Annotated in this window: 11 protein-coding genes and 2 riboswitches; of the genes, 6 read left to right on the top strand and 5 right to left on the bottom strand. The window is 62.5% G+C overall.

Features of this window, described 5'->3' with window-relative positions:
• Positions 1-314 precede the first annotated feature (314 nt).
• Positions 315-581, top strand: a complete 267-nt coding sequence (locus tag KBY08_RS14365; RefSeq protein WP_003315350.1) for a hypothetical protein — start codon at positions 315-317, stop codon at positions 579-581.
• 157 nt (positions 582-738) lie between these two features.
• Here KBY08_RS14365 and KBY08_RS14360 read toward each other — a convergent pair whose 3' ends face one another.
• From KBY08_RS14360 to cobW, 4 genes are read right to left on the bottom strand one after another with little or no spacing between them, the layout of a single operon-like run.
• Positions 739-1350: a vWA domain-containing protein gene (locus tag KBY08_RS14360; RefSeq protein WP_024641520.1), complete on the bottom strand. Its 612-nt coding sequence runs from the start codon at positions 1348-1350 to the stop codon at positions 739-741.
• A gap of 53 nt (positions 1351-1403) precedes the next feature.
• Positions 1404-2438, bottom strand: coding sequence for an ATP-binding protein (locus KBY08_RS14355; RefSeq protein WP_011268155.1), 1035 nt, complete (start codon positions 2436-2438; stop codon positions 1404-1406).
• Positions 2438-6202, bottom strand: a complete 3765-nt coding sequence (gene cobN / locus KBY08_RS14350; RefSeq protein ID WP_011268156.1) for a cobaltochelatase subunit CobN — start codon at positions 6200-6202, stop codon at positions 2438-2440. Before cobN ends, KBY08_RS14355 begins: the two co-directional genes overlap by 1 nt.
• Before the next feature lie 3 nt (positions 6203-6205).
• On the bottom strand, positions 6206-7270 hold the full coding sequence (gene cobW, locus KBY08_RS14345) for a cobalamin biosynthesis protein CobW (RefSeq protein ID WP_024641521.1): 1065 nt from the start codon (positions 7268-7270) through the stop codon (positions 6206-6208).
• Between the two features lie 118 nt (positions 7271-7388).
• Positions 7389-7613, bottom strand: a riboswitch (cobalamin riboswitch).
• A gap of 58 nt (positions 7614-7671) precedes the next feature.
• Positions 7672-7887: riboswitch (cobalamin riboswitch) on the top strand.
• Between the two features lie 98 nt (positions 7888-7985).
• Here cobW and KBY08_RS14340 point away from each other — a divergent pair.
• From KBY08_RS14340 to cobM, 4 genes are read left to right on the top strand one after another with little or no spacing between them, the layout of a single operon-like run.
• Positions 7986-8168 carry a CbtB domain-containing protein gene (locus tag KBY08_RS14340; RefSeq protein WP_003342053.1) on the top strand — a complete coding sequence of 61 codons (183 nt, stop codon included), beginning with the start codon at positions 7986-7988 and terminating at the stop codon, positions 8166-8168.
• 10 nt (positions 8169-8178) lie between these two features.
• Positions 8179-8901, top strand: a complete 723-nt coding sequence (locus KBY08_RS14335) for a CbtA family protein (protein ID WP_104684340.1) — start codon at positions 8179-8181, stop codon at positions 8899-8901.
• Positions 8879-9328 carry a cobalamin biosynthesis protein gene (locus tag KBY08_RS14330; RefSeq protein WP_024639573.1) on the top strand — a complete coding sequence of 150 codons (450 nt, stop codon included), beginning with the start codon at positions 8879-8881 and terminating at the stop codon, positions 9326-9328. The genes KBY08_RS14335 and KBY08_RS14330 overlap by 23 nt, the downstream gene beginning before the upstream one ends.
• A 32-nt stretch (positions 9329-9360) precedes the next feature.
• Positions 9361-10110: a precorrin-4 C(11)-methyltransferase gene (cobM, locus tag KBY08_RS14325; protein ID WP_111522309.1), complete on the top strand. Its 750-nt coding sequence runs from the start codon at positions 9361-9363 to the stop codon at positions 10108-10110.
• Positions 10111-10197: 87 nt separating this feature from the next.
• Here the strand turns inward: cobM and KBY08_RS14320 are convergent, their stop codons facing one another.
• A complete protein-coding gene (locus KBY08_RS14320) occupies positions 10198-13680 on the bottom strand; it encodes an indolepyruvate ferredoxin oxidoreductase family protein (protein ID WP_111522322.1) in 3483 nt (1160 codons plus the stop codon).
• Positions 13681-13852: 172 nt separating this feature from the next.
• Here KBY08_RS14320 and KBY08_RS14315 point away from each other — a divergent pair, with 172 nt between their 5' ends.
• A complete protein-coding gene (locus tag KBY08_RS14315) occupies positions 13853-14320 on the top strand; it encodes an Lrp/AsnC family transcriptional regulator (protein WP_002553253.1) in 468 nt (155 codons plus the stop codon).
• Positions 14321-14555: the final 235 nt, after the last annotated feature.

The raw sequence follows: 14555 nt of genomic DNA, 5'->3' as shown, positions 1-14555 counted from the left end.
GTTTCCTTGGCGCCCGGCGTATTGAGGGATTTTTAAAAGCTTTTTATAAACAGTCTGTTGGCGAGCCCAACCATCACCCTAGCAAATATTTGACGCGGCGTTGTACCGTTTGGGTCTAACGCTCATAACCTGCGGCCATTAATGCGTTACCTGCCCGACCCTTTTTCACGCGCGTGCCCGCCGAAAATAATTCGCAACTATTTTCAGTGAACAGTGTGACTCATGACCCCTTGTCGTTCATCAACACAAGTAACCAGCCGGACGGTTAGCCCGCCGACGTGACTGAATTGATATGGGCACTTGAGGAAACGACCATGAACGCCCCACTGCGCTTCAACGATGCACTTCTGATCGCTGGACACGCTTTTGAACCCTTCCAGTGTGTTGCCTGGGCACCACAGGACGGTAACGGCGAACTGAGCCTGACGGTGATCGACCGCACCAGCAACCGTATCGGTCGCAAGCAGATCCCGAGCAGCACCTATTCCGACAAGCGCCAGCTGGCCAGCGCTCTGGAACAGGCCCGTGCAGAAATCAGCAACGAAGGCTACGACCTTGAGCCGTGGACCATGCCGGCTTGATGCCTGACCGAGCGGGCTCCCCGCTTGGCGTAATGGAAAACCTGTGGGATCGCCGCACTAGCCGCGCCCACAGGAATGTGTTCTCAGTGCCATGCTCTGCGCGCGCCAACCCCGCAGAGCATCGGCAAGAGAGCAGGGCCTGACGGATTCCCCATCCTCAGACCCGCTTCAACTCATCGATGTGCCGATACTCGGCCCCCAGACTCGATGCCAGTTCCCGCGCCCTTCCCAGGCGGATCGGGCCTTTCTCGATATCGATCAGCAAACTGGCGCAGTCGAACGCAGGCAGTGCCGGTAACGACTTGATCCGACCATCGGTCAGCACCAGAACCCGCTGCTGTTCAGCCGGATAGCGTTTTTGCCGTTGCGCCAACCATTCAGCCGCCTGTTGCAGCGCTTCCGGCAACGGCGTACCACCACCAGCCCCCAGTGCATCCAGCCAGGGTGTCAACGCCGACGAGGCCTTCAGCCCTTGATGCTGCCAGCGTGGCGCAGTGCCGCTGGCGGTCAGCAAGGCCAGCCGAGCCCGGCGTCGATAGGCATCGTCGAACATCTGCGACAGCAGGCCCTTGGCCTGACTCAACGCCTGATGGCGGCGGGTAGACGCCGAAGCATCGACAATCACCAGCAATAACTCGCTGGGCCGGCTGCTACGCGGCTGGCGAACCAGGTCCTTGTAGCTCTTCGGCTGACCGCGCAAAAAGGTCGGCAACCATTGCACCGGGCCGTCAGCTCCGACACGCACAGCGCCCTGCCTGCCGCTGGCCAGTCGACCGGGACGGGGAATGGCATCCGCCCCCTGTATGGCGCGGGGGCGGATGCCTAGGGCTTTTTTGGCCAGCTCGGCACTTCGCGGCGTGATCCGGTCGTGACGGCCTGAGCGGGCAACTCACCCCAGTTGCCCTGCCCGCTTTCAGGCTCGGCCTGTTTGCTGGACGAGCCCGGTGGCGGTGGCGGCGCCTCGGAGTTTTGCGGCGGCGGTAAGGGCTCGCGACGCCGATGACGCAAGGCAAATTCGGCAACCGCCTCGATGTCCTGCTCTTCAATGTGCCCGGCCCCCCGCCACGCCGCATGCGCGCGCGCAGCCCGCAGCCAGACCAGATCGGCGCGCATGCCGTCGACACCTGCGGCAAAGCAGCGCTCGGTGATCATTGCCAGGGACTGGTCATCCAGTTCAATGCCCGACAGCAACTGACGTGCCTGTTCACAGCGCTGCTTCAAGGCATCCTGCTGCGTTTGCCAGTGCTGGCAGAAGCCCTGCGGATCGCTGTCGAAATCCAGACGGCGACGGATGATCTGACTGCGCTCGGCAGGCAGCGTATGGCCGCTCAGGGCCACATTGAGGCCAAAGCGATCCAGCAACTGCGGGCGCAGTTCGCCCTCTTCGGGGTTCATGGTGCCGATCAGCACGAAACGCGCAGCATGACGATGGGAGATACCGTCGCGCTCGACCAGGTTGACGCCGCTGGCCGCGACGTCCAGCAGCAGGTCGACCAGATGGTCGGCAAGCAGGTTGACCTCATCGACATACAGCACGCCACCGTCGGCCTTGGCCAGCACGCCCGGAGAGAAGCGCGCGCGGCCTTCGCTCAGCGCGGCGTCAAGGTCCAGCGTGCCGACCAGACGCTCTTCGGTAGCGCCCAGCGGCAAGGTGACGAACTGACCGCTGGCCAGCACATCGGCCAGCCCGCGGGCCAGCGTCGATTTGGCCATGCCCCGTGGCCCTTCGATCAACACGCCGCCGATGCGCGGGTCAATGGCAGTCAGGCATAACGCCAGTTTCAAGTCATCGGCACCGACCACAGCAGCCAGTGGGAAATGCGGAGTTTCGCTCATCGTTGAATCAGACACGGTCATCAGTTCTCTTCTATGTCCAGGAGCAGGTCTTCCAGCGCCTGCTGATACTCGCCAGGCTCCTGCCAGAGGCCGCGCTGCTGGGCTTCGAGCATGCGCTCGGTCATGTCGCGCAAGGCATCGGGGTTGTGCTCGGCGATGAAATCGCGAGTCGCCGGGTCCAGCAGATAGGCGTCGGCGAGCAGCGCGTACTGGTGATCATCGATCAGCTCGGTGGTCGCATCGAACGCGAACAGGAAATCCACGGTCGCGGCCATCTCGAATGCGCCTTTGTAACCATGGCGCTTGGCCCCTTCGATCCATTTCGGATTCGCTGCGCGCGAGCGTATCACCCGGTTCAGCTCTTCCTTGAGGGTGCGGATCTTCGGCAGGTCGGGCTGGCTGTGATCGCCATGATAACTGGCGGTCTTTTGCCCGCTGAGGCTTTCAGAAGCGGCGAGCATGCCGCCCTGAAACTGGTAGTAGTCATTTGAGTCGAGCAGATCGTGCTCGCGATTGTCCTGATTCTGCAGCACCGCCTGCACCTGAGAAAGCCGCTGGGCAAAGCGCTGACGCGCAGGCGTACCTTCATCGGCAGCGCCATAGGCGTAACCGCCCCAGTTCAGGTAAACCTCGGCAAGGTCGTCGCGGCTCTGCCACAGGCGGCCATCGATAGCACCCTGTACGCCAGCGCCATAGGCACCGGGCTTGGCACCGAATATCCGCCAGCCGGCCTGACGCGCCGCCTCGTCTTCGTCCAGGCCTTCTGCGAGGAAGCCTTGCCGTTCTTCACGGACCCTGGCCGCCAGCGGGTTCAGGTCGTCGGGCTCGTCAAGCGCCGCGACGGCCTGCACCGCAGCGTCGAACAGCTTGATGAGGTTGGCGAACGCGTCGCGGAAGAAACCGGAGACCCGCAGTGTCACGTCCACTCGCGGGCGGTCGAGCAGGCTGATCGGCAGAATCTCGAAGTCGTCGACCCGCTGACTGCCCGTCGCCCACACCGGACGCACGCCCATCAGCGCCATGGCCTGGGCGATGTCGTCACCGCCGGTACGCATGGTCGCAGTGCCCCATACCGACAGGCCCAGCTGGCGCAGGTGATCGCCATGGTCCTGCAGGTGACGTTCCAGCAACAGGTTGGCGGACTGGAAGCCGATTCGCCAGGCCGTGGTGGTCGGCAGGTTGCGCACGTCCACGGTAAAAAAGTTGCGGCCGGTGGGCAGCACATCCAGACGGCCCCGGCTCGGCGCGCCGCTGGGGCCTGCCGGAACGAAGCGACCACTCAGGGCATCGAGCATGCCCTGCATTTCGCCGGGGCCGCAGGCATCCAGACGCGGCGCGACAACGTCACGCAAGCTGTCGAGAATCAGCGCCAGATCATCGTGCGCCGGCAAGTCGGTCAACGCTTCGCCCTGCGTGACGCGTTCGATAAGGATGGCGGCGTAAAGCTCCAGCCGCTCGCGCGCGTCGCCTGCACTGCGCCAGGGGTCGCTGCTCAGGTGCTGCAACGCAGCAGGACGCGGGCCGGTCCAGGGTTCGGCCAGCTCGCAGTTCAAGGGGTCGAAGTCCAGCTCGAACGCCTTGCTCAACGCGCGCAACAGACTGGACTGCGCGCCACGCCCGTCACCACGCGGAATACGCAGCAGCGCCAGCAAAGTGTCGATGCGCAGGCGACCTTGCGGCGATTGACCGAAGATATGCAGGCCATCGCGAATCTGTGATTCCTTCAGGTCACAAAGGTAAGTGTCCAGACGTGGCAGCCAGAGCGCCGCGTCGGCATCGCTGTCGAGGTTCTCGCCCAACGCCAGTTCGCGGTCGATATGGGTTTCACGAACCAGTTCGAGAATGTCACGCTGCAGCTCGCGCGCGCGGCGCGGATCAAGCATTTGCGCTTCATAGAATTCGTCGGCGAGCAGTTCCAGATTGCGCAACGGGCCGTAGGTCTCCGCGCGGGTCAGCGGCGGCATCAAGTGATCGATGATGACCGCCTGAGTGCGCCGTTTGGCCTGTGCGCCCTCGCCCGGGTCGTTGACGATGAACGGATAGATGTTCGGCATGGCGCCCAGCACCGCGTCCGGCCAGCAGGTTTGCGACAGCCCCACGCCCTTGCCCGGCAGCCACTCGAGGTTGCCGTGCTTGCCGACATGCACCACCGCATGCGCGCCGTAGGCCTTGCGCAGCCAGAAGTAGAACGCCAGATAGCCATGGGGGGGAACCAGATCCGGGTCGTGATACACCGCGCTCGGGTCGACCTGATAACCCCGCGCCGGTTGAATGCCGATGAACGTGAGGCCAAAGCGCAGGCCGGCGATCATCATCCGGCCGCTGCGAAACATCGGATCGGTGTCCGGCGTGCCCCAACGGGCGTTCACCGCATCGCGATTTTCCTGCGGCAGTTCGTTGAAAGCCGCCAGGTATTCCTCCAGCGCCATGCTCTGCTGACACGGGCGCTGGTCGATACTGTCCAGATCATTGGTCACGCCGCCCAGCAGTTGCTGGATCAGTTCGGTGCCAGTGTCCGGCAACGGTGCCAGCGGATAGCCCTCGGCCTGCATGGCGCGCAGGATATTCAGCGCCGCAGCAGGCGTATCGAGCCCCACACCGTTGCCGATCCGCCCGTCGCGAGTCGGGTAATTGGCGAGGATCAGTGCCACGCGCTTTTCGCCATTGGGCAGGCGTGCAAGCTCGATCCAGCGCCGCGCCAATTCCGCGACGAAATCCATCCGGTCCGGCTGGGCGCGGTAGCAGACCACGTCCGACTGGCTGCGCTCACTGCGCCAGGCCAGGTCCTTGAAGCTGATCGGCCGACTGATGATCCGTCCGTCCAGCTCCGGCAAGGCAATGTGCATCGCCAGATCGCGAGCGCCGAGGCCCTGTTCGCTGGCCTGCCAGGCAGGCTCGTTGTCCTGCGCGCAGATGGCCTGAATGACCGGCACGTTGCGCCGAAACGGCCGCAGATGCGGCGCTTCCGGACTCGACTGGGCAAAACCGGTGGTATTGAGGATCAGCTCGGTTTCAGCCTCATCCAGCCAGTCCTCCACCTGAGTGAAACAGCCGGGTTCCTTGAGGCTGGCCACGGCAATGGGCAGCGGGTTGATGCCTTGCGCCTGCAAGCGCGTACAGAACTCGTCGATGAAACCGGTATTGGCGGCCTGCAGGTGCGAGCGATAGAACAGCAGCGCCGCCACCGGCTGCTCGGCAAGCCAGTCTGCCTGCCAATCGGCAAGCTGCGCGCTTGCCAGTCGCGGATGGTAGATGGCCGTGCGCGGCAACGGCGCGGGCTCGGCCCATGAGTAATCGCGGTCCAGCCAGCGACTGGCCATGCAGTTGTACAGTTGCAGCGCGTTCTGCAGGCCGCCCTGACGCAGGAACTGCCAGAGTCGATCGCGCTCTGCGGCAGACACGGTGCTCAGATCACTCAGTTCCGGATCAGGGCGGTCATCACCGGGCACCAGAATGACCTGAACCCCACGTGCCGCGAGCTCCATCAGCCGCTCGACGCCGTAGCGCCAGTAGCCAATACCGCCGTGCAGAGAAATCAGGATGACCTTTGCGTGACGCAGCACTTCGTCGACGTACAGGTCGACAGAGGCGTGATTCTGGACCTGCATCGGGTTGGCCAGACGCAGGCTGGGGTAGTCTTCGGGGAGCTGCCGGGCAGCTTCGGCCAGCAGCGCCAGGCTGGAGTCGCCGCTGCAGAGAATCACCAGCTCGGCCGGCGTCTGGCCCAGATCGGCAATATTGTCGTCAGGTACGAAACCGCCGGGCTGGGTTCTCAGTAAATGCATGGGTCAGCCGGCAATCGCAGCGTTGAGTTGCACTTGCAGGGCTGCGGCATCCAGCTCCTGACCGATCAGCACCAGGTGCGTGGCACGCTCTTCATCGGCACGCCAGGCGCGGTCGAAGTGCTTGTCGAAACGCGTGCCGACACCTTGAATCAGCAGGCGCATCGGCTTGCCGGGAATGGCCGCGAAGCCCTTCACACGCAAAATGCCGTGCTGCACCACCAGCTGATTCAGTGCATCGAGCAGGACTTTTTCATCGGCTTGCGGCAGCTTCAGGGAAATCGAATCGAACGCGTCGTGATCGTGGTCATCATGATCGTCATCGTCGTGGTGATCATGGTGGGTCTTGCGAGCATCGATGTGCAGCTCGGACTCGGCACCAACACCCAGCAGCACGCTGATCGGCAGGCGACCGCTGCTGGCTTCGATCACCTTGACCGCAGGCGGCAGCTCCTCGGCAACTTCGGCACGCACCGTCGCCAGACCTTCGGCGTCGATCATGTCGGCCTTGTTGAGGATCACCAGATCGGCGCTGGCCAGTTGATCGGCAAACAGTTCGTGCAGGGGCGACTCGTGGTCCAGGTTGGGATCGAGTTTGCGCTGCGCATCGACCTGATCCGGGAAGGCAGCGAAGGTACCGGCCAGTACCGCCGGGCTGTCGACCACCGTGATCACCGCATCGACCGTGCAGGCGTTGCGGATTTCCGGCCACTGAAAAGCCTGGACCAGCGGCTTGGGCAGCGCCAGCCCCGAGGTCTCGATCAGGATATGGTCCAGGTCACCACGGCGTGCGACCAGTTCGCGCATGACCGGGAAGAACTCTTCCTGCACGGTGCAGCACAGGCAGCCGTTGGCCAGTTCGTAGACCCGGCCGTTGGCTTCTTCTTCGGTGCAGCCGATCGTGCACTGCTTGAGGATTTCTCCGTCGATGCCCAGCTCGCCGAACTCATTGACAATGACCGCAATGCGCCGCCCTTCGGCGTTATCGAGCATGTGCCGCAACAGGGTAGTCTTGCCCGAGCCGAGGAAGCCGGTGACGATGGTGACGGGAAGCTTGGCCAGTGTTTTCATCAGGTGCCCTTTGGCAATGCGGCGGGCAAACAGGACGAGAACCGCATGCATGACACGCAGATCGGATCGCCACCGGATCACCCCGCCCGGTTGTAGTGAGAATTCTCCAGGGCCGCAGTATGTGTGGCCCGTTCGAGGCAGGTCTCCTGGCTCACGGCGGCGTGCGGCAGGCAATGAATAATGTGCCGACACGCATTCATCGCGCCTTCCCGCCGCAGCAGTGGCTGTGCAATGAACATGACCGTTTACAGTTGCGGGGGCAGCTGCGGCATGTACCGCATTCCCGTCTTAGCTCCACTGGGTGATGTTTTACCCGGGGAGAACCTCGAACCGGTAAGGCTACGCAGTGACTGCAGACAGGTCAATCGTTCAGATTGACGCTGCCCCGCCGCCCATGCTCTCCTGTACGCCTTGTTTCGGGTGCCCCTCACGGGGTGAAACGGGAAACCGGTGCGCTCGCGTTGTCGAGCAAGTCCGGTGCTGCCCCCGCAACGGTAAGCGAGCGTAGGTCTGATCCACTGTGCCACTGGCATGGGAAGGTGACCTTGCAGGCTTTGACGCATTGACGTCCTGGCCCCTCGCGAGCCCGGAGACCGGCCCGATATGCTTGCAATGACAAACCCGCGGTGGGCGGGCGCAGTTGAAACCTCCGGCGTCTGCCGGCAGGTTCTTTTGCGCGTGGCCCGCTTGCCGATTACCAACAAGAGGGAACGCCATGTCGACCATCAGCAGCCACGCCGCCGCGCCCAGCTCCACACGCACTCAACGCCTGACCGCCGCCATCAGCGCTGCGCTTCTCGGTGCCTGCCTGGTGTACTTCGCCGGTTTCTCGCACATCGCGGCCGTGCACAACGCGGCACACGATACCCGTCACAGCGCTGCCTTTCCTTGCCATTGAGGGCCACACAATGTTCAAGCGAATCGCCTACACCGCAGGTTTCACCGGCCTGCTCGCCGCCCTGCTGCTGACCCTGCTGCAAAGCCTGTGGGTGGTGCCGCTGATCCAGCAGGCCGAGACCTACGAAAACGCGCCTGCCGAGCAACTGCATCAGCACGCGGACGGCGCGATGGCCGAACACAGCCATACTCATGACGAAGCGGCCTGGGAGCCCGAAAATGGCTGGCAGCGTGTGCTGTCCACCACCGGCGGTAACCTGGTGGTCGCGGTGGGCTTTGCGCTGATGCTTGCCGGGCTTTACACCCTGCGCGCGCCGGGTCGCACCGTGCAAGGCGCATGGTGGGGGCTGGCGGGTTTTGCCGTGTTTGTGCTGGCCCCGACCCTTGGGCTACCACCCGAACTGCCAGGCACAGCCGCTGCCGAGCTGAGTCAGCGTCAGTTATGGTGGCTCGGCGCTGCCGCGTCGACTGCCGCCGGGCTGGCCTTGCTGGTGTTCGGTCAGAACTGGCTGCTCAAAGCACTGGGTGTGGCGATTCTGCTGGTCCCGCATGTGCTTGGCGCGCCACAGCCGCTGGTCCATGAAAGCCTTGCTCCCGAGGCGCTGGAATCGCAGTTCATGATGGCCTCGCTGCTGACCAACGCGCTGTTCTGGGTCGCGCTGGGATTGATCAGTGCCTGGCTGTTCCGCAGAAACGATGTGCATAACGACAATGTCGACCTGCATCAAGCCTGATCCAGCGACGCTTCAACCCGGCGCAGCACTGGTGGCCGGGCTGGGCTGTCGGCGCGGCTGCTCGGCTGCGCTGTTGCGCGATCTGCTCGAGCAAAGCCTGCAGGCACTTGAGCTGGACATCGGCCGGGTGACCGCGCTGGCGTCCATCGACCTGAAACAAACCGAGCCCGGCCTGCTTGAGCTGGCCGGGCAACTGGCAGTGCCGCTGGTGTGCTTCAACGCTGCGCAACTGGTGGCCTGGGAACTGCACCTCACGCACCGTTCTGCGCAGGTGTTCCAGAGCACTGGCTGTCATGGCGTCGCCGAAGGCTCGGCTCTGGCGCTGGCGGCGCAACTGGGAGACGGTACCGCCACGCTGCTGATCGAACGGCAGAAAAGCGCGCAGGCCACATTTGCCTTGGCAATCAGCCCTGCGCACGGCGGATAATCTCCCCGCGCTCATTCACCCCGGAGAATTCATTGACTGTCTATTTCATCGGCGCAGGCCCTGGCGATCCCGAGCTGATCACCGTCAAGGGCCAACGCCTGATTCGCAGCTGCCCGGTCATTATCTACGCAGGCTCGCTGGTGCCCCTCGCCGTTCTGGAGGGCCATCAGGCCGTGCAGGTGACCAACAGCGCCGAACTGCATCTGGAGCAGATCATCGAGCTGATCAAGCGCGCGCACGCACAGGGCCAGGATGTGGCGCGCGTGCATTCCGGAGACCCTAGCCTGTATGGCGCTATCGGCGAGCAGATCCGCCACCTGCGCGAACTCGACATTCCGTTCGAAATCATTCCGGGGGTCACCGCGACCGCTGCCTGCGCCGCGCTTCTGGGCGTCGAGCTGACCCTGCCGGACGTTTCGCAGAGCGTGATTCTGACCCGCTATGCCGACAAGACCTCAATGCCCAGCGGCGAGGAACTGGCCAGTCTGGCCAGCCATCGGGCAACCATGGCGATTCATCTGGGGGTGAACAACCTGCAACGGATCGTCGAGGGGCTCATGCCACATTACGGCGCCGACTGCCCGATTGCCGTGGTGCACCGCGCCAGCTGGCCGGACCAGGACTGGGCCGTTGGCACGCTGGCGGATATTGAGGAAAAGGTCCAGGCCAAGGGCTTTCGCCGTACCGCACTGATTCTGGTCGGACGTGTGCTTGCCGATGACACCTTCAGCGAGTCCTCGCTGTACCGCGCTGGGCATGCCCACTTGTTCAGGCCGTTGTAGTCAGTACCTCTACGCGGCACGACGATCGCATCGCGTAATGAAAAGCGTGCCAACGCTGAGCTGGCACGCTGATTGGTATTGCGCTCCTCAGGCAGCCGCCTCATACAGCTTCGGCGCAGCCACTTCGCCGCTTTCCAGGCTCTTGCGCAAAATATCGGCCTGCACGGCAGCGGCCTTCATGGCGCTTTCCTTGATGTAACCATAGCCGCGAATGCGTTCCGGCAAGCGTGCCAGACTCAAGGCGGTGTGGCGATTCTGCGCCTGAAGGTGCTGCAGGATCAGTTCGACATCGCTGACATAGCGGTCAATCAGCGCCCTCTCCTGCTGACGCTCAAGACTGCGACCGAACGGATCGAGCGCCGTGCCACGGAGGAATTTGAATCTCGCCAGCACATCGAAAGCGCGCAGCATCCACGGGCCAAAGCTGCGTTTGCGCGGTAACCCGTTGTGCGGATCGCGCTTGGCCAGCCACGACGGTGCCAGATGAAACTCCAGTCGATAGTCGCCTTCGAACTGCGCTTGCAACTGGCGGGTAAACTCGCCGTTGCTGTAAAGCCGCGCCACTTCGTATTCGTCCTTGTAGGCCAGCAATTTGAAGTAGTTGAACGCCACCGCCTCGGTCAGCGTCGGCTGCTGACCGGGAAATGCCCGCGATTCGCTGTCGCGCACGCGTTGCACCAACGCCAGATAGCGCTTCGCGTAGGCAGCGTTCTGATACTGCTTCAAGGCATCGACGTTACTCTGGATACGCTGATCAAGGTCCACCGATTGCGGCTCGCTGACCTTGTCTTGTGGATTGACGAAGGCCTCCACAGCGGCGGGATCATGCGCGGTACGACGCCCCCAGAGAAACGCCTGCTGATTCAGGTTGACCGCTACGCCGTTGAGTTCGATGGCCTTCTCGATGGCCGCCGAGGTCAATGGAATCAGGCCCAACTGGAACGCATAGCCGAGCATGAACAGGTTGCTGGCGATGCTGTCGCCCATCAGTCGGGTGGCCAGCGATGTAGCTTCGACAAAGTGGGTCTTCGCCGCGCCGACCGCCTCGATGATGGTCTGCTTCATGGCTTCGGCCGGAAACACGGCATCCGGATTGCGCGTGAACTCGGCGGTCGGTGTTTGCTGACTGTTGACCACCGCATGGGAAATCTTGCTATCGAGCTTGGCGATCGCGTCCGGGCCGGCAGCCACCAGCAAGTCACAGCCGAGCAGCAGGTGCGCTTCACCGGCGGCGATACGCACGGCAAACAGATCCTCCTGGCGCGCGGCAATGCGGATATGGCTGACCACCGGGCCGAATTTCTGTGCCAGACCGGCCTGATCGAGCACGCTGCAGCCCTTGCCCTCCAGATTCGCGGCATAACCCAGCATCGCGCCGACAGTGGTCACCCCAGTGCCGCCGACACCTGGCAGGAGAATATTGAACGGCCTGTCGAGCGACGGCAATACCGGTTCCGGCAGACGCGCGAACGCCTCGACCTGCTTGGGCAACGCAGGCTTGCGCAGTTTGCCGCCGTGCACGGTGACGAAGCTTGGGCAGAAACCCTCGACGCAACTGAAATCCTTGTTACAGGCGCTCTGATCGATTTCGCGCTTGCGCCCCTGCGCGGTTTCCTTGGGCAGCACAGACAGGCACCCGGATTTGACCCCGCAATCGCCGCAGCCCTCGCACACCGCCGGGTTGATCAACGCGCGCTTTTCCAGATTGGGCATGGTGCCGCGTTTGCGACGGCGGCGCTTTTCAGTGGCGCAGGTCTGGTCGTAGATGATGACCGACACGCCTTTGAACTCGCGCAACTCGCGCTGCACGCTGTCCAGATCGCGCCGATGATGAAAGGTGGTAATCGGCGCGAAGTCCTCACGACTCGGGTACTTGTCCGGTTCGTCGGAAACCAGCGCGATGCGCAGCACGCCTTCGTTGAACACCTGACGGCTCAGTTGATCGACGCGCAGCACGCCGTCGATCGGCTGGCCACCGGTCATGGCCACCGCATCGTTATAGAGAATCTTGTAAGTAATGTTGACCTTGGAGGCCACCGCCGCACGCAGCGCCAGGTGACCCGAGTGAAAATAGGTACCGTCGCCCAGGTTCTGGAAAACGTGTGGGGTTTCGGTGAACGGCGCCTGACCGATCCAGGTCACGCCCTCGCCGCCCATCTGGGTAAACGTGTCGGTTTCGCGGTCCATCCAGATGGTCATGTAATGGCAGCCGATCCCGGCCAGGGCGCGGCTGCCCTCCGGCACCTTTGTCGAGGTGTTGTGCGGGCAGCCGGAGCAGAAATGCGGGGTGCGCTGGGTGTTGAACAGCGGCGCCTGCAGCGCTTGCTCCTTGTCACTGAGAAACTGCAGGCGCGCTTCGATCTGCGGGCTGCTGTAGAACGGCGCGAAACGTTTGGCGATCACCCTGGCAATCATCGCCGGAGTCAGCTCGCTGAGGTTCGGCAGCAGTGAGCGGCCCTGCTCGTCGAACTCGCCGACCACCACCGGCCGGCGTTCCACGGGCCAGTTGTAGAGCTGACCGGTCAACTGGTCTTCAATGACACTGCGTTTTTCCTCGACCACCAGAATTTCGTCCAGCCCTTCGGCAAAATCGTGCACCGATACCGGTTCCAGCGGCCAGCTCATGCCGACCTTGAGCACGCGAATCCCGACCTTCTCGCACAGCTCCTGATCGATACCCAGCTCTTCGAGGGCCTGGCGCACGTCCAGATAGGACTTGCCGGTGGTGATGATGCCCAGCCGCGGTTGCGCAGAATCGATCACCACCTTGTTGAGCTGGTTGGCGCGGGCGAAGGCCCTGGCTGCGTAGATCTTGTAGGTATTGAGTCGCGCTTCCTGAGCCAGCGGCGGATCCGGCCAGCGGATGTGCAAGCCGCCTTCGGGCAGGTCGAAATCGTCGGGGATACGGGTTTTGATCCGCAATGGATCGACCTCGACCACCGCGGAAGAGTCGACGTTCTCGGCAATGGTCTTCATCGCCACCCAGCAACCGCTGTAGCGCGACAGCTCCCAGCCAATGATGCCGTAGTCGAGAATCTCCTGGACATTACTGGGGTTGAGCACGGGGATCATCGAGGCGATGAACGCATGCTCGCTCTGATGGGCGATGGTCGATGATTTGCAGCCGTGGTCGTCGCCCGCCAGGATCAGCACACCGCCATTGGCCGCAACACCGGCTGAGTTGCCGTGCTTGAACACATCACCGCAACGGTCTACCCCCGGCCCCTTGCCGTACCAGAGGGCGAACACGCCATCGTACTTGCCATGCGGGAACAGGTTGACCTGTTGACTGCCCCAGACCGCCGTGGCGGCCAGTTCTTCGTTGATGCCCGGCTGAAAATGGATAGCGTTTTGCTGCAGGTAGTCCTTGGCGTCCCAAAGGCTCTTGTCCAGATTGCCCAGCGGCGAACCGCGGTAGCCAGAGATAAACCCGGCAGTGTTCAGACCCCGCGCCTCATCACGCTGCTTTTGCAGCATCGGCAGGCGGGTCAGGGCCTGTGTGCCGGTCAGGTACAGATTGCCGGTGGCAAGCCGGTATTTATCATCCAGACGAATATCAGCCAGGGACATGCGCATACCTCTCTTGTTCTTATAAGTCAGGTCATTTGCACCGGGACGGTCCTGCCCGGCAGCCTTGCAACTAGACTGCCAGCAGCAAAGAGGCTTTTTCTTTCTAAATGCGCGCAAATCTGCTGATATTGAGCATGCTTTTTTCGACCAGAACAAAAAACAAGGTCAATTCATGCAGCCAAAATTGAGCCCCATCGATCGCAAGATTCTTCGTCTGCTGCAACATGACGCCAGCCTGTCCGCAGCGGAAATCGCCGAACGGGTCGAGCTGTCGCAATCGCCCTGCTGGAGGCGCATTCACCGGCTTCAGGAAGACGGGGTGATCGAACGCACGGTCGCCCTGCTCAGCACCCAGAAGCTGGGACTGAGCATGACGGTGTTCGTCGAGGTCAAGCTGTCAGGCCATGGCCGCCGCTATCTGGCCGAGTTCGAGGAGGCAATCATCGGCCACCCCGAGGTGCTGGAGTGCTACACGATGGCCGGGGGGATGGATTTCATGCTCAAGGTTGTGGCTCAGGACATCGCCAGCTACGAACGCTTTCTACGTGATCATTTGCTGCAATTGCCCCACGTCCACGAGGCCCACTCGAACATCGCCATGAGCACGGTAAAGCGCACCACGGAGCTGCCGCTGGACTAGACGATATCGGGGGAAAATCGAGCAAAGAAAATCCGCCGAGCGAGCGCTGGCGGATTATCGGTATCAATGAGGGCAATAAAAACATTTGACTTGCAAATGATAATGATTATTATTGCATCAGCGGGTCGCGAGACTCGCTGGATAACCCGGAAGTCTTAGGTCGGCTTCCAGATTATCTCCTCATCAGGCTAATCACGGTTTTTGACCCGGCTTTTTGCCGGGTCTTTTTTTGGTT

The sequence above is a fragment of the Pseudomonas sp. P135 genome (assembly GCF_020312125.1).
In the GTDB taxonomy this organism is placed as follows: Bacteria; Pseudomonadota; Gammaproteobacteria; order Pseudomonadales; family Pseudomonadaceae; genus Aquipseudomonas; species Aquipseudomonas fragariae.
The sequence above is the reverse complement of the archived record's forward strand: the minus strand, read 5'-3'. Positions and strand labels throughout refer to the sequence as shown.

Coding starts and splice junctions, on each gene's coding strand:
- KBY08_RS14330 (WP_024639573.1), top strand. CDS start 8,879: ATGTCGACCTGCATCAAGCCTGATCCAGCGACGCTTCAACCCGGCGCA.
- KBY08_RS14320 (WP_111522322.1), bottom strand. CDS start 13,680: ATGTCCCTGGCTGATATTCGTCTGGATGATAAATACCGGCTTGCCACC.
- KBY08_RS14340 (WP_003342053.1), top strand. CDS start 7,986: ATGTCGACCATCAGCAGCCACGCCGCCGCGCCCAGCTCCACACGCACT.
- KBY08_RS14335 (WP_104684340.1), top strand. CDS start 8,179: ATGTTCAAGCGAATCGCCTACACCGCAGGTTTCACCGGCCTGCTCGCC.
- cobW (WP_024641521.1), bottom strand. CDS start 7,270: ATGAAAACACTGGCCAAGCTTCCCGTCACCATCGTCACCGGCTTCCTC.
- KBY08_RS14355 (WP_011268155.1), bottom strand. CDS start 2,438: ATGACCGTGTCTGATTCAACGATGAGCGAAACTCCGCATTTCCCACTG.
- cobN (WP_011268156.1), bottom strand. CDS start 6,202: ATGCATTTACTGAGAACCCAGCCCGGCGGTTTCGTACCTGACGACAAT.
- KBY08_RS14365 (WP_003315350.1), top strand. CDS start 315: ATGAACGCCCCACTGCGCTTCAACGATGCACTTCTGATCGCTGGACAC.
- KBY08_RS14315 (WP_002553253.1), top strand. CDS start 13,853: ATGCAGCCAAAATTGAGCCCCATCGATCGCAAGATTCTTCGTCTGCTG.